We start from the raw sequence: 22,930 nt of genomic DNA, 5'->3' as shown, positions 1-22,930 counted from the left end.
TGGGGGTAGATTCCTTTTGAAAACCCTCAATCACTGCGCTTCAAATCTGATCCGGGAGCAGATCGGGATAATCGCTGCCAAGCGCCTCGATAAGGCGGTGTTCAACCTCGCGGGGCGCTTGTGGTTTGACATAGCACTGTCGGGCGACTGACATCGCTACCGTGCCTATGTTTTGGGCTTGAAGATGGCGTCGAGCAGTTGATCACCCTTGCGCTTTGGGAGGTCGCTACCCAATCCTCGTAATCAAGTCCAGCAACGCGACTGAATTCGCGCACGTTGTTCGTCACCAGCGTGCAGCCAGAAGCGATGGCATGCCCAGCGATGGCCGTCTCATTGGGCCCAATAGGCGAACCTGACTCGGTGAGCTTGCATTTCACCGCTATCGTCGCATCCACTGCGTCCTGATCCCACGCTAAGATCGCATCAAGGCGTTTCACAAACTCGTCGACCAACTGCTTATGCTTAGCCGATGCTTTTTGGCCGATCTGCCCATAACGCATCTCTGCATAGGTGATGGCGGAAATGACAATCCGATTGCCTCGCTCAACTTCGGTCGTTAGACGCTGTATCACCGACGCCGGCTGTTCACGCATGATGAATGAGCAGATACAGGTATCGAGCATGTAGGTGGTCACAAATTGAACCGGCCTTCATCCCCGATGACCGCTGGGCGCTCTTGTAGAAAGTCAGCATCAGCTTTTGCGACTTCAGAGAAAGACGACCAGGATGGTCGCGCAGGGCGCAGCGTGATGACATCACCCGCGCGAGAAATTTCAAGCTCACCCACGCCATCGTAAGCCATGTCAGCGGGTAGGCGAACGGCCTGGTTCTTGCCATTTTTGAAAATAGAGACGGTACGCATGTCTGACGACTCCTGCCTAGGTTCAACCTATACATAATTTAGTGGCTTCCTGTGGCATATGCTCGGGTTGGCTAGTCCTCTTGCACGCTCAGCGAGTCGTTGCCTGATCGAGCCTCAAAGACAGGTTCTTGTTGCCGAGACAAAGCAGGGCCAAGGTGAGGATGCCCACGCCCCATGCCTTTATTAGCAGCCGATGTCCTTCCCTAACTGTCCATGAACCGGCTTGAGCGCCGCCTGTTCAGCCGCCGGCAAGGTCGTCCATACCTTCAATCCGGACCGCTGCTCGATCTCCTCAACGGTGACCTGATAGTTGCAGAAGTTGGCTGCGCGCGGGGTGTCCTGGTCCATGATGAAGGCGGCAAAGGTCCCCTCGGTCGGCGTGCTGTTGGTGAAGATGATCTTCCAGTAGCCACTGGGAATGGTGTGCTGTTTGGTGGTGCTGGGAAGGGTACCGATGTACCGCTCGTACAGCGTACCCGTCAGCACGTACACCGAATCAATCCCTGGCTGCTTCACCAGCGTCCGTTCCTTGTCTTCCAATCTCGCCCAGGCGCCCTGGTTCAGGTCGCTCTTTTGCGGGGTGATGTTGGACAGGTAGTTCAGCGTCTGCCAGTCACTGACGCCGGCCATGGAGGCGAGGTTGGCCTGATGCCCGCGGTCAGTCTTCAGCGTGTCATGCGCCAGATCGTAGTCAGCATCGTCCAGCGTCTCGCCAGCAGGAATGTCCGGATCAGTTTTCCAGTTGCGCGGGCGATTGGGGTAGGGCGTGTCCTTGGTCACACGATATGCCACCCACTTGGCAAACTTGGTCTGCGCATCGTTGTTCAGGGTGTAGGCGGTCCTGACCAACGTGACGTTGCTGCCGCCGGTGGGGCAGCCCACCGAGCAGTTGTCGTTCTGCGGCGCAGACCCAGTGACCTGAGGCAACGGGGCCGGTGCCGGTGCGGGTACCGGAGCTGGCGCTGTCTCGGCAGTACGGCGCGTCTCAACGGTCGAACAGGCGCTGACCAGGGCCAGCAGCAGGTAGAGGCCGGTTTTCTGTAGATTCCGATTCACGATGAAGCTCCATTGAGTTGAGGTGCAGGAAAACCATTCGGCAATGCCCAGGACAGGGCAGCACGATAGTAAACCAGCCTCGTCGGAAGGTTGCCTATCGCTTTGTGAGCGGTGATGTACCTGAAAGCAGGGATAGCCCTCGCACATTGAGGGTAAACTCACGGCTCACACCACAGGCCTTGAAGTAAATGAGGCGGCCCCTCACTCGTTTCAGCAACGCAAATGACAACCGACCCTGATAGGGTTGATCAGCCCCTCAACCATCAAAAAACTCTTCATCTTCGAGACACCTGCAATGAGCCAAGAACTGAGCGAGGAAGAAATGCGCCTGGCGCTTTTCGGTCCTTCCACTCCAGTCGCCAAACCGATCCCCGCACCAGCCCCTGAAATCGAGTTCACCCCAACCCCACCACCCGTGCCAGCCTCGGCGCCGACAGCTGCCCCCAAACGCCGGCCTATGTCCAAACCGCTCTCTCCGAAACTGCGGGTAACTTTGCACGCCACCAAGGAGTTCGAAGGCCAGGTCGAGGTCCTCACCTACGACGCCAACACCCTGAGCACCTTCACGGCCGAGCAGGAAGCCAAGGCCGAGGCGAAAAAGAAGAAGTTCCGGTATTTTGAAGTGGTGTCAATTGAGTCAACTTAGTGATTGGCGCTCAGAGTCGATGGTGCTCTATTTCTTCACAACCCATTGCGAGGTCCCATGGATAAGCGGCTGACTAGTTTAATAATCGATTACCAAAAAGCTGTTCGGACAGCATTGACATTGATGAAAGCATCAGGGGTGGCTCTTCCCGGCACCGCCGCTGACTGGGTTTTTACTGATCTTTCAAATATTTCCTGCTTGAATGACGGTGTCAATTACTACAAGCATGGTTTTGGATGCAGGGTAGACCTGCCGGAGGGTAGCGTGGATTTTGACTTTGGGAGGTTTGGTGAGATATCAGGTTTTGATTCGTGGCGGCTTTTACGTTTCGCAAAAGATAGACACGAGACATATGGTTTTGCTGACGACGATGAATTTTTTGATTGTTTTTCAAAATCTGAAAGAAGTAATGAGATAATTCCTTTGAGTGGTGTTCTTTGTAGGCTCGCTAAAGAGTCTATGGAATACGTATATTCTATAGGCGTCGCAGATGTTTGTGACGCTCTGCCGCATAGGGACATGGACGAGGTTTTGACACTCAATATTCATTATTTTTATTCTGCTGAGTTGATGTTGAAGAATTTAGATTTGCTCGTCGCTAAACGGAAGAAGCACAAAAAGCTGAGCTTCAGTGAAAAAGTTAACTATAGAATTTACATGAGTTCGTGGTTGGGGTATCTTGCGGTCACCTGTGAGGGTTATCGAAGTTTGAGTATGTATTTATTGCTTAATGATAGGCGGCCAGTGGAATATAGAGATCTGATTCCTGAATGTAATGCTTTAAATAGTTCAATAGCAGAGCATTATCATGCTTTGAGAAAATACAGAAATAATGTGTTTCATTTGCGTGAAAGTGTGGAAGATACGTTGGGTTTTATTTCGTCTGATGAGCGAATTTCTTGGGCGCGAAAAATTCATGGCGAGCTAAAGAGTTTTTTCTCTAATTACCGAGTTCTCTGTGAGTTTTACTATATTCTCAATGAACGTTCAAGTGAAGCTAGTTTGGGTCGTTCTAAATGAGTCGGCGAACTCAATATATATTGCTGTTTGAGATTCCAATCAACTTACTGGTGCTCCGTAATTCTCCTTGAGAGACTGATCGATCCGTCTTGGATATGTATGTCTTTCCTCTGGCCTGCCTTAGTAGAATCATTTTGTGCTGCCATGTGAGCTTAAGTGCTTGCACGCTTAAAATATGGCTTGGCAGCAAGCTGTGCTGTGTAAAATAAATTGGATCATTGATTAGTAATAATTAGTCGTGGGCTAATTTTTATTTTTGGTGTCGGTTAATAACTTTGGGCGGTGATTTTACAAAAAAGGGAAGATGGAGCCTGCTTCGGCTGATTAATTTATTTTTTCTAAAGGCGAGTAAATGCAAGCGGTTTTAAGTTGGCTGGAGTCAGCGTTCGGCTTGAGTGTTCACTTTTTTTAATTGTCGCTGGACAAGCCTAGCCTACTATCCAGGCGAAATTGGTCTTGGAAAAGCCCTAAGTCATGACCGGAATTTTCTAGTCTAGTATGAGTGAAAGTTGAGAGCGGTGTGGTGCAAGTTTAGAGGGTCTTGAGGAATAGTGTATGGCCCTGTGAGCATAAGTTATGGTGTGGTTTTGGCCTGAAATAATTTCCAGGTTTTCTTGCTGGGGTAAAGCTTGTATAGGGTGGCGAGTGTCTTTGAAACTTGGGATGTTTGGATGTTAATTAATTGTGATACTTGGTCTGAGTCATACTCGTGAAATGCTTCTGCATTCAGTGTGAAGGACTTTCGAAGTGTAAAGAAAAAATCATCTGGGATATCGATTTTGTAAATGTTTTTCAAAATTGCAGCGCGAGCTCGTAGGGAGGCAATGTCAACGGATACCGATGAAACCCAAGCCCGATGATTTTCTCTTTTATCCGCCTCATCCAAGAGAAAATTTGCGGCTCTGCGATTTAGATCAACCGTTGTGCCCACCACGAGGTTGAGTAGTTCAGTCGCCTCGGCTCTGTGGGCGGAAGAACGTGAGTCCTTGATGATAATTGCCCAGCCAATAATGGCGGCAATAATCGTGAGCCCTGGCGAAATGACGATGGTGACGAGGTCTGCATAATCTCTTAATGCCATCAAACTTTGCTCAAATAGTCGTTGATTTCTAAAACGTAATCGTAATGCTCTGTAATTATGTTGAGTTTTCGTTTGACTGTGTTAGCGTCAATGTTACATTTGCGCACCAAGCCAACAAAAGCTTCTTCGAGGAAAGAGGAACCATATTCATATCCCTCTTCAACCGTGTCGAGATATACGTTGACTCTATCTATTTCAGGGTTTTTAAAGGCATTAGCAAGCACGGTATCTCTAAATGCCGATGCATTGGATTTGCCATCCTTCTCATACCTGCCGTAGGGCGTTTTTGAAAAATCTCCTACAATAATATCTTTTTCTCTTGCATTGCTCATGCCATTTCTCCGTCAAAACACCACTCTATCAGTGTACCACCAAATTTATAGTTTGGGTGGAAATCAGACTTTATGATTTTCTGATCCTTGTATGTCACGCTACCTTTTCCGCTGGCGATGAATAAATGTTTCGCTTTTTTGTTGATGTCAACAGGTTGCTTAATGTTGCTGAATCCATTTCCTCTTCCAAAATTGTCTGGATACCTTGTGTTGCCTTTTTCCATGGCATATTCAATGACTGAGTTGTCAGTGCACCAGCCGATGTCTCTCAAAACTTTTTGCTCAAGGCTTTGGGGTATGCCTATGCCCGAGTCATATAGTACAACGCTGAAGGTTCCGTTAGGTCTAAGAGAGGTGGTGTATTGCCACCATCTTCCAAAAAGCTCATCAATTAAATTCGCTTCATATGCGTGGTGGTTGATATTTAAGTAGCCTTCGCTGAGAGCTGACATTAACTTGCCTGGAACTTTTCCCAGTCGACTCTTAAGGTGTCGTATAAGCGCTCGAATGTCTGGCTCAACTGAATTTGAAGTTTTAAAGGGGTTGTCCACATCTTCCCACAAACGTGCGAGTTTAGCTTGGCCACCAGGGCGAATGGCATCGTGAAACCCTGTTTTTCGGAAAAAAGCTCTAATATTTTTATCTTTAGGCGGTCTTATTTTTAGAGCTTGATGGCCCAGCTCCATTTTGGTTGCATCAGCGATTAGCTGATATCTTGTTATTTTGGCAAATGTCATTACTGCCGCAGCGGCATTGATTGATATGCAATTAGAGAAATCAACTGTGATATGTTCGCGAACCCTTATTGCTTGTTCAATCTGTTCGAAGAACTCCATAGTCCCAGTGAGGTATTCATCTCGATACACGCAGATGTGTTCGGGTGCAGCAGCATACCTCATACGTTTTCCCTGTTCTAAAAACTTACGGTCTTGAGCTTACCATCCACTTAAGATGGAGACCAGTATGCTCTGCTCTGTTGTTTGATGTATCGGCTGGGATGCGATTTAGGAACGTCTACGACGGTAAGAAAGTTCTGATTTCAACAGACGAAGCGGAAAGCTGTGCCTCCCGCCCGCCCGGTTGGTGTGTTTTGATCAGTCGTTGGCTACTTCGGGCTGGCTACTCAGGATCCTGTCCATCCTCAACTGCGCCAGTTCGATCAGGTGCACCACACCCATCGCTACCTTGCGATTGGGCCCGGTCTGGTTGTCGGCGTTCTCGTAGGCTGTGGCCGCGGCCGACTGCAGGATCGAGTGGATGTCGAGCAGGGTTTCTTCCTGGGCGACCATTACAGGCGCGTGGCAGGGTGGTGATGCAGTGGACGGAGGAGTGGGCTCTGCACTCGCATCCGGTCCGAGGTTGTGGTGGGCCAATGCCCGGTCGGCAATGCGGGAATCGATGCTTGCCAGCTTGGGCTTTGCTGGCGGATTGGGAGTTGGTTTGAACATGATTTGATAATTCCAAGTGCTTGATGGAGGCTGTCACCATCGCTGCTAAACGAGAGGTGGCAGCCGTACGCGGGTTAGCAGACCGGTGCACTTGGAAACCGGCGCGCCCGAAGACGCCCCACGCACGACCACCATAAAGCTGAGGCTCGAAAGGAACCTCTTGAGGTGGCGTTTTGCGCAATCTAAGTGCAGAGCAGGCTGCTAAACCCGATCACTGATGAACAGTGACGGGCCGAAGACTAGCGGCGAGATTGGGCGCAAAACAAGCACTTGGAATTGTCTCGGAAATTTCACTCAAGTGAAAGAGATGCATCTTTCAATTTTCTAAAAGAGCCACGCATTCCTCGTTGTTACCGCCGAATCTGTTGTTATTTGGGAATATTCCTACAAGCCCCCATTCAGACCCTCTGCCAAGCTCAATTGAGCGTCGTACCGACAAGTTGTACGGCGAGAGAAATCTCAAGCACGAGGTCAGAGGCATGGCTACTGAAGCAAAGAAAAAAAGACTTACCTACCGCATTGGCTTCGTCTTTGGCTGGCTCTCAGCCCGCTACCGCAGGTTTGAGGCATCGATGCTGCGGTGGACGATGGAGAAGGGCATGCCCGCCACGTTGGCGAGCTTGCTGAGTGGGTTGGTGCGGCTGTCCTTGGTTGGCGCGTTTTTATGTGTAGCGTTTGGGGTCGTCGTTACGGTTATTGGGTTTATTCTGTGTAAAGAGATATTGCTTAGTAGTTCCGAAACAGAAAAGGAGTCAGGGGAGGTTATTTGGATGGATGGGGAACAGTTATTTCCGGATCCCTATTCCCCTGAGAATATTAATGATCCAGCGTTCCATAAATTTGATTAGAATTATGTTCTATTGCTCTTGCTGAGTGTTTTTTGGATGGCATTTTGCAGAATGTTTTTCCCTTGCCCTCCGAGCTGATGAGGACTGCTAGTTCCATCTGTTAAGCCCCTTATAGTTTGACCTGAACGCATTCCCACCCATGTTAATGCTGACATCCAAAACGATGGAAGAACGATGAACATCGCTCCCATCACAATCCCCAGCAGAAGGTCAGCCTGCTCATTGTTCAACCCCATCAACGGGTTCAGGTTCGCATGCGGCGAACCGGACCCGTACAGGGCATCGAAGATGGTGCTGTCGAGCCAGCGCGCCAGCTGAAACCAGAAATCCACGAAGATCAGTGCGAACTGCACCACCGAGATAGTGACCAGCGCCTTCAGGTCGTAGCTGCCCAGGACCAGTACCAGCGGAATGCAGATCACCAGCGCCATCTTCAGGAACGCCATCACCATCGGCAGCGCCTGGCGCACCACGTCCATGGCCGGCATGTTGGTCAGCGTCCCCATGGTCGTCCCGACCGCCCCCGTCACCCGCGCCGCAAAATCAGGAACCGAAGGGCCGACCCGTCCCCCATAGTCGGTATAGACCTGCCCCTGGGTGACTTGCTGATTCCTCGGTGACACCAGTTGGCGAATCAGCGCGTCGTTCACTTTTTCCCGGTTGGAAAAAGTAGCCCACTTCACGAAGCGCTCCACCAAGGATTTATCCATCTCGGCAAGCACTCGCACCCTCAACCCCTGTTTTTCTTCAGTCCACCACTGATTGCACGTCGGGTAGCCACCGCCGTCTTTCACCTGGGCCAGGCCCGCGTCCCGCTTCGGGTCGTAGGGCCACTCTGCTCGCGGGGTCTTGGAGTGATAGGTGTCGTAGAAACCTTTCTGCTGCAAGAAATACTTGGAGCCAATCCAGTTGGTGTCGTGGGTCTGCTCCTCTGTCAGTTTGGGCTGCATCATGAACAGCTTGGCCCGAGAGTAGCCATAGCAGTCATTGGTGAAGTCCGCGACCTCCTGGGCCAGCAGCGGGCTCTTCAGCCGGGAATTGTTCACCTCCATCCGCATCTGCCGCAGATCGGTTCCACACGGGATGGCAGCCACGGCTGCACCACTGACTGCCTTGGACACCGAGTGCACGAAGAACCACCAGATGGGCACCTTGGCGCTCTGGTCGTTCAGGGTCGTGAAGGTCTTGCCCCATCCTGTGTTCTGGGGCAAGGGCTGTAGGTACTGGCACTGCTGCGAGCGGCTCTTGTCGAACTGCAGAGTATTCAGGCTAATGGTGATGAAGGGCACGCCGGCGAACATGATCACCGCCGCCGCCAACCACAAGCGATGTTCGATGCGGGCGCAGGCTGCCAGTACCGCATCCGCGCCACCTCCGTCCTCCCGTGCCCCGAACCACTCCTGCAGCATGATGACCAGAAAGGGCAGGGCGAAGAACCCTGAGTCCATCAGCGCATTCCAGATCCCATTGCTGACCAGCCATCCCACCAGGGTCAGGTAGAACTCCAGGTAGTCGTTGGTATAGAGCGTCATACCAACTCCTCCCACAGGGCCAGAACTCGCATCAACTCAATCAGCAGGATGCCGGCGAGTGAGGTCAGTTCAGCTCTTTTCAGACGTTGGAGAGTGGCCGGCTGAACCTGAAGCGTCCGGCGGCGGAACCACACCCATGCCCAGGCCGCGAGGCCAAACAAGATGAGCCGGGCAGCCAGGAAGGACCAGTAGTTGTGGACCTGCCACTCCTGCCAGGCCGCGAAGCGCATGAAGGAAACTCCGCCGATCGCCACAAGGCTTGCGATGAGCAGGCTCAGCAGAGCCCCCACCAACGGCACGACGACAACCAGCCCCAGGACCCTGAGGTATTTGCGTGTGGTCAGGTTCATGGCTTCACCGCCCGTGCACGCACGCACCGTGCAGAAACGTTGCAATACTCAGTAGCCAGTGGTTGTCCGCGGTGACGAGACGAGGGGCCGAGTGCTTCCAACGCAGCACGCAGGAGGAGGGCGTAGAACGATCTGACATTGGCTGTTGGCGACGGGCTCTGCTTCGTTAGAACGTTAGCGAAAGCCATAAGTAGTATGCGGTGATAGTAAGGCTGAAGCATGTCGAGACTCCTGAAAGAGAAGCCTTAAATCCTCCTCGGCACTTCACGCTGGTGCAGCCGAAAAACTGGTTTGCGGGATGAGATTTTGCCAAGAGCCGTGCAATAGGTATCGAATACGAACGGCTGCGATGCGAGGTGGGCGTATCAGCAATGGGCTGCAGTGCAGTTGAAGAGGGCGAAGGATCATGTGCTCATTAAGAGTACATGTGTACTACTTGCCGTTCAGTGGTCGATCAAGCCTCTCAATGGCCAATCGTTCACTGCCGAGCAGGTCGCTCAGAAACCTGTTCTGCTCAGACCGGGAGATCACGGTTCAGTGTCACAGTGGCAGGTCACGAGCGGTTGCACATTACCCTCGCGTGCAAGTTTGGAGTCTTTCGGCGTGCTCGCCTCGATGCATTACAATGGGCACATGTGCCTACGAGGCTTTTCATGCACCCTAAAGACAAGCTCCTGTGGCTGATTGAGCAATCGGGTATCACTCAGGCCCGGGCGGCCGAACTCATTGCTCAAGAGACCAAGCGTCCCTGTAGCGTAGGGCTTCACACAGCGCCTATTGGGGCGGTGCCCGAATGACTGGAGACACCGCCCATGCTTAAAAAACTGACATTTGAAGGCGTTGGTCCCGCCCAGACGCTCGCCATTGACTTCAAACCGCGCCTCAACTTCCTCACCGGTGATAATGGCCTGGGCAAGAGCTTTGTGCTCGACATCGCTTGGTGGTCGCTGACACGTACTTGGCACAGAGACAGCATGGCCACTGCGCGAAAGGATGCCAGCCAGTCGACGATCGCTTATTGCTACGAGGGCAGCACTGGCGACTTTGCCTACAGAAGCGACTTCGATCATGAGGCCCAGCAATGGTCGGTCAAGCAGAGCCGTCCGGCGATTCCGGGAGTTGTAATCTACGCAGGGGTCGACGGTAGTTTCTCGGTCTGGGACCCCGCTCGTAACTACTGGAAAGGTGATCAGGGAGAGGCCGCGGCACCGAACCGTCCCCGTAGCTTTGACTTTTCACCTGATGAGGTCTGGAACGGTTTGCGCTCCAGCGACGGCAAGACCCAGTTGTGTAACGGGTTGATCAGTGACTGGGTGCTATGGCAAGAGGGCGGCAAGCCAGCGTTCGATGATCTGGTCAAAGTGCTCGATGCGTTATCACCCTCCGGCGTGGAAAAGATGCAGCCAGGCGAGCCGATGCGCGTGGGAGACAGCGTTCGGGACATTCCTTCTCTGCGCATGCCTTATGGACAAGATGTCCCACTGACTCAAGCGTCGGCCGGCATGCGTCGTATCTCCGCGTTGGCCTACCTGCTGGTATGGACATGGCGAGAGCATCAACTGGCTTGCGAGCGCTATCGTGTTCAGCCAGCCAGAGAGATCATCTTTCTGATCGATGAAATTGAGTGCCACCTGCACCCTCAATGGCAGCGCCGCATTGTCCCTGCCTTGCTCAATGTCATGAACGCGCTGACCGGCAACCGGGATGTGCCTGTGCAACTGCTGGCGGCCACTCACTCGCCGTTTGTGTTGGCTTCGGTAGAGCCTGAGTTTGACCGCGAGCGCGACTGCATTTGGTACTTTGATCTGGTTGGCACCGAAGTGCAGGCATCCCTCTATCCCTATTCGCGTAAAGGCGATGTGAACGCCTGGTTGTCGTCCGAGGTGTTCAACCTGAAGGAGCCCAGCTCGGTCGCCGCTGAGGAGGCGTTGCTGCGGGCACGTGAGTTCTTGCGCGAGGTCAGCCTGCAGAAACAACCTCTCACGGCTGAGCAAAAGCGCACATTGAGTGATATCGACTCGGCTTTGCGCAGCAGTCTGAGTGATGTTGACTCCTTCTGGATTCGTTGGAGCCATTTCCGCGAGCAGAAGGTGGGCGGCGCATGATTCGAGTTCAACCTGCAGACGAGCCTGAGAGCTTTGAGGAAAAGGTCCGGCAGCCAGGACTGCGCGCTATCGCGGAATTGATAGGCGAGCAGGGGCTGGAGAAACGCAAGGGCCGGCCCAGAAAGGTAGTCGCGCAAACACGCGAAGAGATTCCGGCCGATAAATTTCCACCTATTTGGACCGAGGCTTTGCCGGATCTGATGGAGGCGTACGGTCGTCTTTGCGCCTACATCTGCATTTACATTGAACGTGTCACCGGCGGTGGCTCAGTGGACCACATGCTGCCCAAATCTCAGACGTGGAACGATGTCTATGAGTGGCAGAACTATCGTCTGGCCTGCACGCTGATGAACGCCCGCAAGAATCACTATCAGGATGTCCTGGATCCATTCGAGGTCGAGGAGGGATGGTTTCGTCTCGAACTGGTCAGCTACCAGGTCATCCCGGGTGAGGGTCTTGATCCCGGCATCAAGGCGCGCATTCTCGCCACCATCAAACGACTGAACTTGAACGACCATGATTGCCTGAAGGTTCGGGAAGAGTACGCCAAGGCCTATTTTGATGGCGATATTTCGCTGGACTATCTGCGCCGGCGTGCCCCGTTCCTGGCCAGAGAGCTTGAGGCCCAAGGTTTGATTGTTTCTAGGCAAGAAGAGTAGGGGGCTGCATCTTTCTCTGCTTGTATCCGCAGCACCTCACCGCTGGACACGTCTGCAGGTCGATGAAACGCGCGATGAGCCAGGGGTAGGCCATGCGGTCGATCTTCAGCCGTTCACGGGTAATCCACCCCATGGGACACCTCCCGCCTAGCGCTGTAGGCTGGTTGAGCTGGCGGGCCCGATGCTCGACAAAGGCTGTTAAGTCGATTTGCGTGTTCTAGCGCAGCAGATGCAGCGCCAAACCGACGAGTGCACAGGCCATCAGCACCTCAATGACGCCACGTTTGAAGCGGAACAAGGCAATCGCTGCTGCAATGGCGATTAGCGCGGAGGGCCAGTCGAGAGCACCGCCAAAGCCCTTCGGCCACAGCACGTGATAGCCGAAGAAACACGCCAGGTTGAGAATCACCCCGACCACCGCCGCGGTAATCCCGGTGAGCGGCGCGGTGAACTTGAGTTCGTTGTGGGTTGCCTCGACCAGCGGGCCGCCAGCGAGGATGAACAGGAACGAGGGCAAGAAGGTAAACCAGGTCACCAGGGACGCTGCCACCGCCCCTGCCAGAAACACATGATCGGCTCCGAACACTTGCAAGACATAGGCCCCGACAAAACCGACGAAGGCCACTACCATGATCAACGGCCCGGGAGTGGTTTCCCCCAGGGCCAGGCCGTCGATCATCTGGGTCGGTGTCAGCCAGCTGTAATGACCGACCGCGCCCTGGTAGACGTACGGCAGCACCGCATAGGCTCCACCGAAAGTCAGCAAAGCGGCCTTGGTAAAGAACCAGCCCATCTGGGTTAAGGTGCCTTCCCAGCCAAAGAGTGCGGTCAGAATCCCCATTGGCAATGCCCATAGTGCGGCGCCAATCAGTGCCAGCGCTGCCAGTTTCAACCAGCTGAATCGGGCATGCTCGGGGGGCGGAGTGTTGTCATCGATCAGGGCTGGGCCGAAGGACTTCTTGGCGGCGCCATGCCCCCCGGCTCTGAACTTCTCGGGGGCAAAGCGCCCGCCGGCATAACCGAGCAATGCGGCAACCAGTACGATCAACGGGAAAGGCACATTGAACGCGAAGATCGCGGCGAATGACGCTGCGGCTATCGCCCATAGCCAATTGTTCTTCAACGCCCGGGAGCCGATCCGATGCGCCGCCTGCACCACGATGGCGGTCACCGCGGGCTTGATGCCGTAGAACAGTCCAGCCACCACCGGCACGTCGCCAAAGGCGATGTACAGCCAGGACAAGGCGATCAGGATGAACAGCGACGGCAAGACGAATAGCGCGCCGGCGATCACCCCGCCCCAGGTTCGATGCATCAGCCAGCCGATGTAGGTCGCCAGTTGCTGAGCCTCCGGCCCGGGCAGCAACATGCAGTAGTTGAGGGCATGCAGGAACCTGCGTTCGGAGATCCAGCGCCGCCGCTCGACCAGTTCCTGATGCATGATCGAGATTTGTCCCGCAGGCCCGCCAAAGCTGATGAAGCCGAGCTTCAACCAGAACCAGAACGCCTCACGAAAACTGATCGCGACCGGCCTCGACAGTTCCTCTTCAACCGCTGGTGGCAAAGCCTTATTCATTGGGGTGTTCCTCTTTTACAAAGCCGGCGAGCAGGCCGTCGAAGATGGCACTCGCAGCAGCCAGGAGGTGGTCGTCGTGGATAATGGTTTCGCGCAGCCCGGCCAGCACCCGCTCGATCCCGGCAGCCTCCACGGGCTGAACACCGCCGATATCCAGGTAGTGCACCAAGGCCGCGATACGGTTCAGGCCCGGCTCTTGAAGTTCAAAGCTGGCTTGCAGGGTTTCGAAACTCACGCGGTTGCCGACATGGCTGAAGGTCGCTTCATCGAAGTCGAAGCCCAGGGCATCGGTTGGGCAGTCCTGGGGATGCTCCAGCCAGAGGATCTGCGCCTGCGGGTCGATAAACCGGCGGATCAGCCAGGCACAAGCCAGGCGGTCAACCCAAGGACGCTTGCGGGTGGCCCAGACACGTCCCTGGTAGTCGCTACGGTTGAGTACGGTTATGGCTTGGTTGCGGCTGTGTGGCTCATGGGTAGACAGGGCTCGGCTGACCGCTGTCTCCAACTCCTGTAAAGCCATGTTGATTTGTCGCTTCGGTTCGCCTGGAAAGTAATCGATGCTGCTCAGCTGTTCGTAGCCTTTGCGCAGCTTGCGTATCTGCTTGGTGGTGGACAACGCATTCTCGGTCGTGAGCTGTTCGCGGCAATCCTCGATCTCAATGCGCAGTTTGCTGTAGTCCTCACTGCGGTCGAACAACTCGATAAAGCGTTCACCGCTTGGATCCACGACTGGCAAGACATAGGCCGTTCCATTGATGGCCAGAATGTCACGCTCAACCGCAGCCAGCGCCTCACGGCAGGCATCGATATTCGGCAGCAGATAGGCACCATCACGCAAAACCGCAGCTCCCGAAGCTTTCAGGGCGCGCCAAGCACGCATGCGCTCTGTTGCGTTCGCGGTCGGTAATCCCAGAATCAGAGCTAACCAATCAGTCATGTAGCGATAGCTCGATAAAATGTAGATAGAGCTACATTATTCCTATGCAGGGAAATTGGAAAGCTGTTTTGAGCGGCAAACATGTGCGCCTTCGCAGAGGTGTTCTTCCAGAGGGAAATGCATTGAAAATGCTAGGTGATCCAGTATTGAGGTGGACGAAATACGGTTTAGGATCGTCCCTCATCGTGGTTTTCCTGGGAGTGGTACGCATGCAGCTCGTAGAAGCGCGAGACGCACAGCGAAATGGCCTCCTCGAGCACGCCGCCGAACATCAAGCCGCACGACAACGATCAACAGCCGTTGCAGCCGAGCATCAGAGGAGGTATCCGCCACACCAAAACAGGGACAGGGCAGTGAGTAGCGGGTGGGCGTGCCAACCTGCAGCACGCCCATGAAGTGAAAGCCGATAAACAACGAACCCCAACAGCAGGCCGACGTTCAGATCAGCAAGTCAGCCCAGGGCCGACGCAGTCAAAGAGGAGCGATCAACGCTCGAAGGTACAGCAGCAGGGCTTCGCGATGCTCCGTGTGAAACAGAATGCGGGAGACTGTCAGAAATTTTGTGTTCGGGCATACCATGAGTAAGAGGTGCATGTATGCCAACCAAAAAGAAACCGCTTCGAGCGTTACCGACAGTTCCGAAAGAGCTTCTTGAACGGTTTTCCGCCACCCCGTTGATGACCGCAGAGGCCATCGAAGAGGCCTCTGCGGCTTTCAAGAAGGCACTGATCGAGCGAGCCTTGAACGCCGAGCTGGGGCATCACCTGGGCTATCCTCCGGGCGCGCAGCGCCCTGAGGATGAGACCAACCAGCGCAATGGCAAGAGTGGCAAGACCGTGCTGACAGGCGATGGCCCGCTACGCCTGGATATCCCACGAGACCGTGACGGCAGTTTCTCGCCCATTCTGATCCCCAAGCATGAGCGCCGTTATACCGGTTTCGACGACAAGATCATTGCCATGTACGCCCGCGGAATGACGGTTAGAGAGATCCGGGCTTTTCTTTCCGAGCAATACGGGACGGACGTTTCGCATGACTTCATCAGCTCTGTGACCGATGAGGTCATGGAGGAAATTGGTGCCTGGCAACAACGCCCTTTGGAACCGATGTATCCGGTCATTTTCTTTGATGCGCTGCGCGTCAAAATCCGTGAAGAAGGCTTGGTTCGTAACAAGGCGATCTACTTGGCGCTGGGCGTTTTGCCTGATGGTACGCGCGATATCCTGGGCATCTGGATCGAAAACACCGAAGGCGCGAAGTTCTGGATGAAGGTGTTCAACGACCTCAAGACCCGTGGCGTCGAGGATGTGCTGATTGCCGTGACCGACGGTCTTAAAGGCATACCAGAAGCGCTCAGCGCGGTGTTCCCGGAAACGACATTGCAGACATGCATCGTGCATTTGATCCGCAACAGCCTTGATTACGCGGCCTGGGACAAACGTCGAGCACTGGCCAAGGCCCTAAAGCCGATCTATCAGGCCATCAACGACCAAGCGGCCGAGCAGGCACTGGATGAGTTTGAACGCGGACCTTGGGGCAAGCAATATCCAACGGTGGTGGCTGCCTGGCGAAGGGCATGGGATCGTGTGATCCCATTCTTTGTTTTCCCGCCTGCTATCCGGAAGGTGATCTATACCACCAATGCCATCGAGAGCATCAACGCCCAGCTACGCAAGATCATCAAGACTCGTGGTCACTTCCCGCACGACGATGCGGCGACCAAATTAATCTGGCTGGGGCTGCGCAACATCACAGCAAATTGGGGCTCAGCGGCGCATGATTGGAAAAATGCGATGAATCAATTTGCGATTTTGTACGGAGATCGGTTCATCAGGCCGACCTGGTGAAATCAGGGCCTGCCTGACGGCAGGCCGTTACCGGCCCGAACACAAAAAATCTGACACTCCCGAATGCGGAGAACACTTCGCCCGGCGGGGAGTGTTCCCCGCGTGGGTGGTGACAGCAGAGGCTGCTAGAGGTATTTCAACGCAGCGAACAACAAGCTCAAACCGCCAACTAACATCGTCCCAAACCGTAAGGTCAGTTTGTTCTCCTGCTTGGCAAGCTCTTTACTGTGCCTTTCTCCGTTGACCTCCATCGTGTGGCGAATTTCTGACATATCGGCCCGGATTTCGGTGCGGAATGTCGTCATGTTCGCTTCAAGCTTCGTCATGTCCAATCTGAGTTCATGCAAGTCATGACGCACGCCTGCGATCTCAGCTTTCAACTCGTCACGCACACCAGCGATGTCAGCTTTGAGCTCAGTACGCACGCCTGCGATCTCAGCTTTCAGCTCGTCACGCACACCAGCGATCTCAGCTTTCAGCTCAGTACGCACACCTGTGATTTCAGCCTTCAGCTCGTTACGAGCCTCCGACAGGTCAGTTTTGCTAGCAAGAGCTGTAGTCATCACGTTCTCCAGCGCATCGGTGATGGATGTCGCGTTTTGTTCCGAGACGTTGGATGCGACCAGCGTCTTGTATAGATTCCTTCCCAGTTTCATTAGACCTCCAGATTTCATTCGGAGAGCCTGCCCATACGGGCGAGGCCCGTATGGGGAAACATCAAGAACAGCGTGCTTCCACCGACCGCAATGGCAGTCGATTGGTCGCAGCAGTGGGAAGCTTGGCGACCTGTGGGGTGGATCATGCGCAATGGCGCATCGTAGCCCTTCAGATCCCAAGCTACTGTGCATGTTGCTGACAAGGTCAGCAGTATGCCCCCGCACAATGGATAACCCGGCTGTAGGCTGTCAAAGCAGGCTCTGCAACAGGTTATTTCCGGCGTGACATGCCTGTAGGCGGCATGGACGGCGGCTATGAATCCTTGTGCCTAGATGGTGTAGGAATTGCTCTGTCGGGTCTGTCGGACGCTGCTGTGTTTGCCGGCAGAAGTGAGGCCGTAATCAAAACGGGGAGCCAGGCTTTCCGCTCCTCAGTCACTGGCACTGCCCATGAGGATCCATCGCTGCCCGTCGGCATGAATGTCGAAAGCGAAATCCCACCACACCGAGTAAGCCGGGTGGCCTTCGGCAAGCCAGAACGCGTTGATGGCGTTGGCCTGGTCCAGGCGCACAAGACTGAGCAGCTCTTCGGCCAAACGGATGATCTCCGAGCGCTTAGCGGGTAGGTCTATCGGCCCATAGCCGCCATCTCCTGGGTGGAGCAGTTGCTCCAGCACCTCGCTGCGTACATCACTGCCAGACACGGGCGTCTCTCTGCCCACAACACTGCGGTTGCTGACTGAGTGGCGTAGCTGTTCCTCGAGTGAGCGGCCAGAGTCGAAGGGCCCATAAGCACCGATCCAGACGGAGTAGTTCATCCCTTCCAGCAGGTGCTCAAGCCTTTGAATTTCAGGCGCCCGGTTGTCTGCGGTCACTCGCATCGGTCAATTCCATCCTGCTGCTGGTGAGCGGGTAGTGTGCGGCAAGGCAGACGGCAGCGGTAGGGCGTTGCCGCGATGTTGTCCTCAAGCGGTTTTTCATGTCGTTGGCGGCTCTCGGCCTGACCAATCAGCATTTCAAAGATGCGCGCATCCGCTGGCATTCGATGCAGGCGTACACACTGCCAACCTGGATCTGTTCCTTCGCTGGGGTAGACGGCAGTGCGAACGCTGCGTGGGTCAGATGGCGGGGCATAGCCTTGCTTTGCGACGGCGAATTGCCGACGAACAAACGTCTACGCCATCACTTTTTTGCATTAGAATTTCGCGTATGGATGCGCAGGTTTTGTCGGGTAAGAGGCCCGTTTTCATTGGCCAAATCTGCGGTTAGGACCTATAGTGACCTTGAGGTCAATAGCTTGCTTTAGGAGCTGGTACATGAAACTCGAAGACCGCATGAGTCGTTCAATCAAGCAGCGTGCAGGCCTGGTTGTGTTGCGTTCGGAGTTCTCAGGCATGGGGAGCGATTCGCAAGTCGGTCGTGTTCTGGCCCGGTTTGTTGCGAACGGTATGCTTGTGCGTGTCAGCAAGGGCGCGTTCGCGAAAACTCGCATCAACCAGTACACAGGCAAGCCAACGCCTGCTGGCACGTTGGAAATGATTGTTGCGGAGTTATTCCGCAAGCTGAATATTTCAATTGCACCCAGTACTCTTGTTGCCGAGTACAACAGCGGCAAGTCGACTCAGGTCCCTATGGGGACGGTCGTCAATACTGGCCGCCGACGTATTTCCCGTAAAGTGATGGTGGGGAACAACACGGTAGTCTATGAAAACTCTTTCAGAGCAGCTGCGGGTTAGTATTGAAGATGCGTCGACGGCTGGCATTCTGAAAAGCATGCCAGCCGCTGTCGCAGAGAAAGATCAGCACATCACTGATGCCCTTCATGCCCTTTCGCAAATCCAAGTCACGCATGTCGCCAGGCAACTGAATCGAAAAAAGGGCGACACCAAGCCAGCAGAGGTCAATGTCGCTACGCGAATGGTTTTCGCGGGCGGTACCTGTCTTTCGAAGGCTTATGGCCTGATCGAAAGGATGTCTGAGGACATTGACATCAAAATCGAATTGCTCTCCCCACCTGAAGGCTACGCTTTTGCCAAGGATTTGGGGGATCGTGGCCGGCTGAAGACGCTACACGCAGAGGTCGAGAGAGCCTTGTCCGGGCTAGGTTTCCATTGGGTTGCAGAAGATGGCAATCCAACTTGTAGGGACAGCAGCCGTTACTATTGTCTGTGGGTATCGTACGACGCACATTTTCATGATGTGGCAGGTGCGCTGCGCCCGCAACTGAAGATTGAGCTCGTACATCGGCCGCCCATGATTCCTTCGCAAACGCAGAATCTGGGTTACATGCTGGAGAAACTGAGCGGGAGCAACGAGCCTTTTCTGTTCCCCATGGAATGCATCACCATAGCAGAGACCCTTGCGGAAAAAGTGCTGTCGCTGCTGCGTCGCTGCGCAAGCAGCTGGAGTGGGCGCCAGCCTGGTGCTTTCGACACAGCACTGGTTCGCCATGTATACGATGTGTGGCGTATCGCGACCAGCCACCCCGAAGCGCTAGAGCCTGCCACACGAGTCTTTGCTTCGTCGGTGGCTAAGGATGTCCGTGAGTTCGGAAGGCAGCACCCTGAATTTGAAGCAGATCCATTCGGGGTCTTGCAACAGACCCTTGAGGTCGCTGCGACCCACGATGGCTTAAAAGCAAATTTTGAACAGCGGCTCATGCCGTTGCTTTACGCTCATGAGAGACCTGACTACGACACCTGCTTCGCAACATTTGCGAATGTCGCACGGCATTTGCTGGATCACGGTGCAGCGAGTAGTGGGGCTTAGGGCTAAATGCGTGAGCCACTGAATGTCATTGGCTTGAGCCATGGTCGCGTGGTTGCGCTGTCGCTGACTGGCTCATCGCTCGATCGTCAGCAAATCGGTGCTGGCACCCTGTCGATAACGAGGCCCCTATGCATTTTGACCATGGTCAGCTAAGCAGGTGAATGGCCACATTTGCCACGTTGCGGGCATCATCAATGCCGCGGTGGTAGGTGCCTTCCCATTCGAGCCCTAGCATCTCCACGGCAGGCTGTAGGCCCATCGCGCGGCACTCGAAAACCTTCCAGTGCCATTTCTTCAAATTGGTGTGAAGCATCCCCTCTAGCATCGGTTTGCAGTGCAAACGTGAGGCATCTTTCTGAAGCTGTTTGTGGTCGTAATCACCCCACGAACACCACATTGAATTGGGGTAGGCCTCTAGGAAAGCATCCAGCATCTGAGCAACCCGGGCATAGCCAGGAGCAGCATCAACATCGCTTTGCTTGATCGTGGTCAGCTTTCGGCAGAAGTCGGTAAGTACCGGGTGCAGAGTGGGCCGGACAAAGCTCTGAAAGTGGTCGACCACCTTGAGCGATGAGAGGTCGATCACAGCCAAGCCAATCTCAATCGTTTCCATATCCTCACGATGCACGAGCAGTGGGCGTGGAGGCTCTCCCGGCTTGGCTTCCTCATCGCACGTAGCCTCAAGGTCGACACAGAGTAGGTAATCATAGGGGTGTAAAACCTCCCTTAGCGCACCTAAATGCTGGGGCTTACGAACAGGTACCATGGTCAGCTCTAATTTTTGGATTGATGAAAAATACCCAACGCCTTGTTGGCCATCAGGAAAATTATCCGATGCCAATGCGCATTGTCCACCGGACGGCTAATCCTAAGAGAGCTACGCTGGCAAGCGGGGCCGCCGCAGATTTTTCGTACGGGCGATGCCGGTGAAACTGATGCACCGTATCAGCCAATCGCTATCGCCCAGGCGTGAGTGGCAAAGGAAAATAACGCCCCGTGCTACTCTGCGCAGGCTAATGGAGCTTGGATCCAGCTGATGCCTGGAGAAAGTGTGGCGACCGCCGATATATTCACGTCCAAATCCTCCGAGCCGCCGCCCCATGAACCTCTCCGACGCCGTCCTGATTCTGCTGCTGGCCGCCCGTATCCACGGAACGGACGAAGCGGTGCGCGCCTCGGCCAAGAGCTGCGTGAAGAAGTTGCCACGGTCCAAGCGCGAGCTGATCTACAACGTGATCAACAGCCGCAGCCCCATGGAGCTGATCGCGCTCATGGCCGAGAACCTCGAGGATTGAACCCGCTTGCACGCACATCGATTGCCGGGCGAATGCCGGGTCGGTCATGCCGGTAGAGCGTGAGCTGCTCACTTCCCGCGGACAACCGGCCTCTCATTTTGACTTTGGCTCCGATTTGGCAGGACGCCCGCGTGCAACTGGCTTCACCGGCAAGCTCCTGCCGTATTCATTCCACCAGGCGGTCAGCGCCTCCATCGTAGGCCCCAGTCCGCGTGCCTTTGCCGTGATCTCGTATTCAACACGCGGCGGCACTTCGGCGAACACTGTGCGCGTCACCAAACCATCGGCTTCCAACTCACGCAGCTGCGCCGTCAGCATGTGCTGAGTAATCCCGGGGATGGCCTTTCTCAGCTCTCCAAAGCGATAAATCCGCTGGTTGAGCAGCCACATGATCTCCAACTTCCACTTGCCCGACAGCAATGCGAAGGCACGACGCATTTCCTCGTGCATGTTGATGTCATCAGGTTCATTGGTCTGGTTTTCCATACTAGGTGCCACTTTTTCATCCTACTTGTTGGATTTCATCTTAGACAACATCCTTGACGAAAGTCGACCTGACCCACTCAAGGAGCCTTCTCATGGTTGCCAGTTACGCCTACTGGCTCAGCACGGTCTTGCTGAGCCTGCTCTACCTGATGTCTGCGACGCTGTACGTCATCAAAAAGGACTGGGTGCATCAGACCCTGGCCGAGCTGAACTATCCGGCCCCCTATCTCGTGCCCTTCATGGTCGTTGTGAAGGTGCTTGGCCCCCTGGCGATTCTGTCGCGCATCAATGTGCCGCTGAGCGATCTGGCCTATGCCGGCATGTTCTTTCACTTGCTGCTCTCCGGGTCGGCCCACCTTGGTCTGCGCAGGCCCAAGGGCGCACTGCCGGCGTGCATTGGGCTTGTTCTTCTGGTCATTTCGTTCACCACCCAGAACGCCGCACGCGACGTTCCTTCGCCTTATCGCGTGGTCGCAGCAACACCTCAACTCACCCTCAACTGACAGGAGCCAGTCATGGCCAGACTCAACGGAAAAGTTGCCATCGTCACCGGTGCCGGGCGCGGTATTGGTCGAGCCACCGCCAAGTTGTTCGCGGCAGAAGGGGCGAGGGTGGCAGTGCTCTCGCTGACACCCGCAAACGTGGAGGCCGTCGTCGCGGATATCACCGCCGCCGGCGGCACGGCGCTGGGCGTGCCTTGCGACATCGGCAGCGCCGACCAGATCAAGGCAGCAGTGGACCAGATCGTGGCCGTTTACGGTGGCATCGACATCCTGGTGAACAATGCCTTCGATCCTTCGGCGCCGTTCTCCTCCATCCTGGATCTCTCGGTGGAGCAACTGCAGCGCAATTTCGAGATGGGTCCCATTGCCTACTTGAGGACGATGCAGGCGGCCTACCCCTATCTGAAGGCCAGTGGGGAAGGGCGTGTCATCAACTTTGGCTCGCTGGCAGGCGTCACAGGCCTGGCGGGGTATGGTCCCTACAACATGGCAAAGGAGGCGGTACGAGCGCTGACCCGAACCGCCGCGCGTGAATGGGGCGCTGACGGTATCACCGTCAACAACGTCCTGCCGGTTGCTGAGACCTGGGGCCCGGACACTGGCGTACCTGCTCCGACCAATCCGCTGGGGCGCTATGGGTCACCCGAGGAGGACATCGCGCCGGTCGTGCTGTTTCTGGCCTGCAAGGACAGCCAGTTTATCACCGGCTCGAGCCTGACACCCGACGGCGGCTCGATCATAGACAGCGCCCGCTGATACAACCGTCTGCTCGATAAAAGGGAAGAAGTCCGCCAGTGTTGGGCTGCAGAGTGCTCGTTGCAGCGCCTGCACCCATCCTGAGCTCACGCAGGCATTCCTGGAGCGCTCCTCGACGCCGGGAGCGCAAGCCACGCGTTAATGCTGCCTTTGGCACCCGCTCTCG

27 protein-coding genes are annotated in these 22,930 nt (G+C 55.0%); 11 read left to right on the top strand and 16 right to left on the bottom strand.

Annotated elements, in window-relative coordinates; all coding sequences use genetic code 11:
- Positions 1–101: 101 nt before the first annotated feature.
- The 3 genes from HU752_RS20775 to HU752_RS20765 all read right to left on the bottom strand — a co-directional run bounded on the left by HU752_RS20775 (position 102) and on the right by HU752_RS20765 (position 1,918).
- Positions 102–635 (bottom strand): type II toxin-antitoxin system VapC family toxin, encoded by a 534-nt coding sequence (locus HU752_RS20775; protein WP_217838495.1) that lies wholly within the window; start codon positions 633–635, stop codon positions 102–104.
- Positions 632–862, bottom strand: coding sequence for a type II toxin-antitoxin system VapB family antitoxin (gene vapB / locus HU752_RS20770; protein ID WP_186675902.1), 231 nt, complete (start codon positions 860–862; stop codon positions 632–634). Before vapB ends, HU752_RS20775 begins: the two co-directional genes overlap by 4 nt.
- A gap of 183 nt (positions 863–1,045) precedes the next feature.
- Positions 1,046–1,918, bottom strand: coding sequence for a DNA/RNA non-specific endonuclease (locus HU752_RS20765; RefSeq protein WP_225920042.1), 873 nt, complete (start codon positions 1,916–1,918; stop codon positions 1,046–1,048).
- 295 nt (positions 1,919–2,213) lie between these two features.
- On the opposite strand from HU752_RS20765, the gene HU752_RS20760 reads away from it, so the two are divergent.
- Positions 2,214–2,564, top strand: a complete 351-nt coding sequence (locus HU752_RS20760) for a hypothetical protein (RefSeq protein ID WP_186675905.1) — start codon at positions 2,214–2,216, stop codon at positions 2,562–2,564.
- A 57-nt stretch (positions 2,565–2,621) separates the two neighbouring features.
- Positions 2,622–3,584: a DUF6896 domain-containing protein gene (locus HU752_RS20755; RefSeq protein ID WP_186675908.1), complete on the top strand. Its 963-nt coding sequence runs from the start codon at positions 2,622–2,624 to the stop codon at positions 3,582–3,584.
- A 574-nt stretch (positions 3,585–4,158) separates the two neighbouring features.
- Here HU752_RS20755 and HU752_RS20750 read toward each other — a convergent pair.
- The 4 genes from HU752_RS20750 to HU752_RS20735 all read right to left on the bottom strand — a co-directional run bounded on the left by HU752_RS20750 (position 4,159) and on the right by HU752_RS20735 (position 6,445).
- Positions 4,159–4,665, bottom strand: coding sequence for a hypothetical protein (locus tag HU752_RS20750; protein WP_186675910.1), 507 nt, complete (start codon positions 4,663–4,665; stop codon positions 4,159–4,161).
- Positions 4,665–4,997: an STAS-like domain-containing protein gene (locus HU752_RS20745; RefSeq protein ID WP_186675912.1), complete on the bottom strand. Its 333-nt coding sequence runs from the start codon at positions 4,995–4,997 to the stop codon at positions 4,665–4,667. Before HU752_RS20745 ends, HU752_RS20750 begins: the two co-directional genes overlap by 1 nt.
- The gene (locus HU752_RS20740) at positions 4,994–5,896 is read right to left on the bottom strand and encodes a hypothetical protein (RefSeq protein ID WP_186675915.1); all 903 of its coding nucleotides are present in this window, start codon (positions 5,894–5,896) and stop codon (positions 4,994–4,996) included. The genes HU752_RS20745 and HU752_RS20740 overlap by 4 nt, the downstream gene beginning before the upstream one ends.
- Positions 5,897–6,091: 195 nt before the next feature.
- On the bottom strand, positions 6,092–6,445 hold the full coding sequence (locus tag HU752_RS20735; RefSeq protein WP_186675918.1) for a DUF6124 family protein: 354 nt from the start codon (positions 6,443–6,445) through the stop codon (positions 6,092–6,094).
- Positions 6,446–6,924: 479 nt separating this feature from the next.
- Between HU752_RS20735 and HU752_RS20730 the strand changes: the two genes are divergently transcribed.
- Complete coding sequence (locus HU752_RS20730) at positions 6,925–7,293, top strand: DUF3742 family protein (RefSeq protein ID WP_186675921.1); 369 nt, start codon at positions 6,925–6,927, stop codon at positions 7,291–7,293.
- Positions 7,294–7,295: 2 nt separating this feature from the next.
- Here HU752_RS20730 and HU752_RS20725 read toward each other — a convergent pair whose 3' ends face one another.
- Together HU752_RS20725 and HU752_RS20720 are read right to left on the bottom strand one after the other, a co-directional pair.
- Complete coding sequence (locus tag HU752_RS20725) at positions 7,296–8,825, bottom strand: conjugal transfer protein TraG N-terminal domain-containing protein (protein ID WP_186675923.1); 1,530 nt, start codon at positions 8,823–8,825, stop codon at positions 7,296–7,298.
- Positions 8,822–9,175: a hypothetical protein gene (locus HU752_RS20720; RefSeq protein WP_186675927.1), complete on the bottom strand. Its 354-nt coding sequence runs from the start codon at positions 9,173–9,175 to the stop codon at positions 8,822–8,824. The genes HU752_RS20725 and HU752_RS20720 overlap by 4 nt, the downstream gene beginning before the upstream one ends.
- 812 nt (positions 9,176–9,987) lie before the next feature.
- Here HU752_RS20720 and HU752_RS20715 point away from each other — a divergent pair.
- The gene (locus HU752_RS20715; RefSeq protein WP_186675930.1) at positions 9,988–11,280 is read left to right on the top strand and encodes an AAA family ATPase; all 1,293 of its coding nucleotides are present in this window, start codon (positions 9,988–9,990) and stop codon (positions 11,278–11,280) included.
- Positions 11,277–11,939 carry an HNH endonuclease family protein gene (locus HU752_RS20710; protein WP_186675933.1) on the top strand — a complete coding sequence of 221 codons (663 nt, stop codon included), beginning with the start codon at positions 11,277–11,279 and terminating at the stop codon, positions 11,937–11,939. The genes HU752_RS20715 and HU752_RS20710 overlap by 4 nt, the downstream gene beginning before the upstream one ends.
- Here the strand turns inward: HU752_RS20710 and HU752_RS20705 are convergent.
- From HU752_RS20705 to HU752_RS20695, 3 genes are all read right to left on the bottom strand, one after another.
- Entirely contained in the window at positions 11,923–12,033 is a 111-nt protein-coding gene (locus HU752_RS20705) for a hypothetical protein (RefSeq protein ID WP_232434423.1), read from the bottom strand. The genes HU752_RS20710 and HU752_RS20705 overlap by 17 nt on opposite strands.
- A gap of 123 nt (positions 12,034–12,156) precedes the next feature.
- Positions 12,157–13,515, bottom strand: a complete 1,359-nt coding sequence (gene chrA / locus HU752_RS20700; protein WP_186675936.1) for a chromate efflux transporter — start codon at positions 13,513–13,515, stop codon at positions 12,157–12,159.
- Positions 13,508–14,452: a chromate resistance protein ChrB domain-containing protein gene (locus tag HU752_RS20695; protein ID WP_186675938.1), complete on the bottom strand. Its 945-nt coding sequence runs from the start codon at positions 14,450–14,452 to the stop codon at positions 13,508–13,510. The genes chrA and HU752_RS20695 overlap by 8 nt, the downstream gene beginning before the upstream one ends.
- Positions 14,453–15,048: 596 nt before the next feature.
- Between HU752_RS20695 and HU752_RS20690 the strand changes: the two genes are divergently transcribed.
- Positions 15,049–16,299 carry an IS256 family transposase gene (locus HU752_RS20690; RefSeq protein WP_186675940.1) on the top strand — a complete coding sequence of 417 codons (1,251 nt, stop codon included), beginning with the start codon at positions 15,049–15,051 and terminating at the stop codon, positions 16,297–16,299.
- A gap of 125 nt (positions 16,300–16,424) precedes the next feature.
- On the opposite strand, the gene HU752_RS20685 is transcribed toward HU752_RS20690, so the two are convergent.
- Together HU752_RS20685 and HU752_RS20680 are read right to left on the bottom strand one after the other, a co-directional pair.
- Positions 16,425–16,955, bottom strand: a complete 531-nt coding sequence (locus HU752_RS20685; RefSeq protein WP_186675942.1) for a hypothetical protein — start codon at positions 16,953–16,955, stop codon at positions 16,425–16,427.
- Positions 16,956–17,386: 431 nt separating this feature from the next.
- Positions 17,387–17,836 carry a hypothetical protein gene (locus HU752_RS20680; RefSeq protein ID WP_186675944.1) on the bottom strand — a complete coding sequence of 150 codons (450 nt, stop codon included), beginning with the start codon at positions 17,834–17,836 and terminating at the stop codon, positions 17,387–17,389.
- 435 nt (positions 17,837–18,271) lie between these two features.
- On the opposite strand from HU752_RS20680, the gene HU752_RS20675 reads away from it, so the two are divergent.
- Together HU752_RS20675 and HU752_RS20670 are read left to right on the top strand one after the other, a co-directional pair.
- A complete protein-coding gene (locus tag HU752_RS20675) occupies positions 18,272–18,691 on the top strand; it encodes a DUF6088 family protein (protein WP_017903848.1) in 420 nt (139 codons plus the stop codon).
- Positions 18,660–19,724, top strand: a complete 1,065-nt coding sequence (locus HU752_RS20670; protein WP_186675946.1) for a nucleotidyl transferase AbiEii/AbiGii toxin family protein — start codon at positions 18,660–18,662, stop codon at positions 19,722–19,724. Before HU752_RS20675 ends, HU752_RS20670 begins: the two co-directional genes overlap by 32 nt.
- 145 nt (positions 19,725–19,869) lie before the next feature.
- Here HU752_RS20670 and HU752_RS20665 read toward each other — a convergent pair whose 3' ends face one another.
- Entirely contained in the window at positions 19,870–20,490 is a 621-nt protein-coding gene (locus tag HU752_RS20665; RefSeq protein WP_186676143.1) for a 3'-5' exonuclease, read from the bottom strand.
- Between the two features lie 334 nt (positions 20,491–20,824).
- Here HU752_RS20665 and HU752_RS20660 point away from each other — a divergent pair, with 334 nt between their 5' ends.
- The gene (locus HU752_RS20660; protein WP_186675948.1) at positions 20,825–21,019 is read left to right on the top strand and encodes a DUF7740 domain-containing protein; all 195 of its coding nucleotides are present in this window, start codon (positions 20,825–20,827) and stop codon (positions 21,017–21,019) included.
- A 93-nt stretch (positions 21,020–21,112) separates the two neighbouring features.
- Here the strand turns inward: HU752_RS20660 and HU752_RS20655 are convergent, their stop codons facing one another.
- The gene (locus HU752_RS20655; RefSeq protein WP_186675951.1) at positions 21,113–21,505 is read right to left on the bottom strand and encodes a winged helix-turn-helix transcriptional regulator; all 393 of its coding nucleotides are present in this window, start codon (positions 21,503–21,505) and stop codon (positions 21,113–21,115) included.
- A gap of 92 nt (positions 21,506–21,597) precedes the next feature.
- Here HU752_RS20655 and HU752_RS20650 point away from each other — a divergent pair, with 92 nt between their 5' ends.
- Both HU752_RS20650 and HU752_RS20645 read left to right on the top strand, forming a co-directional pair.
- Positions 21,598–22,008: a DoxX family protein gene (locus HU752_RS20650; protein WP_186675954.1), complete on the top strand. Its 411-nt coding sequence runs from the start codon at positions 21,598–21,600 to the stop codon at positions 22,006–22,008.
- Between the two features lie 12 nt (positions 22,009–22,020).
- Complete coding sequence (locus tag HU752_RS20645) at positions 22,021–22,764, top strand: SDR family NAD(P)-dependent oxidoreductase (protein ID WP_186675957.1); 744 nt, start codon at positions 22,021–22,023, stop codon at positions 22,762–22,764.
- Positions 22,765–22,930: the final 166 nt, after the last annotated feature.

The organism is Pseudomonas vanderleydeniana, assembly GCF_014268755.2.
Lineage (GTDB): Bacteria > Pseudomonadota > Gammaproteobacteria > Pseudomonadales > Pseudomonadaceae > Aquipseudomonas > Aquipseudomonas vanderleydeniana.
The sequence above is the reverse complement of the archived record's forward strand: the minus strand, read 5'-3'. Positions and strand labels throughout refer to the sequence as shown.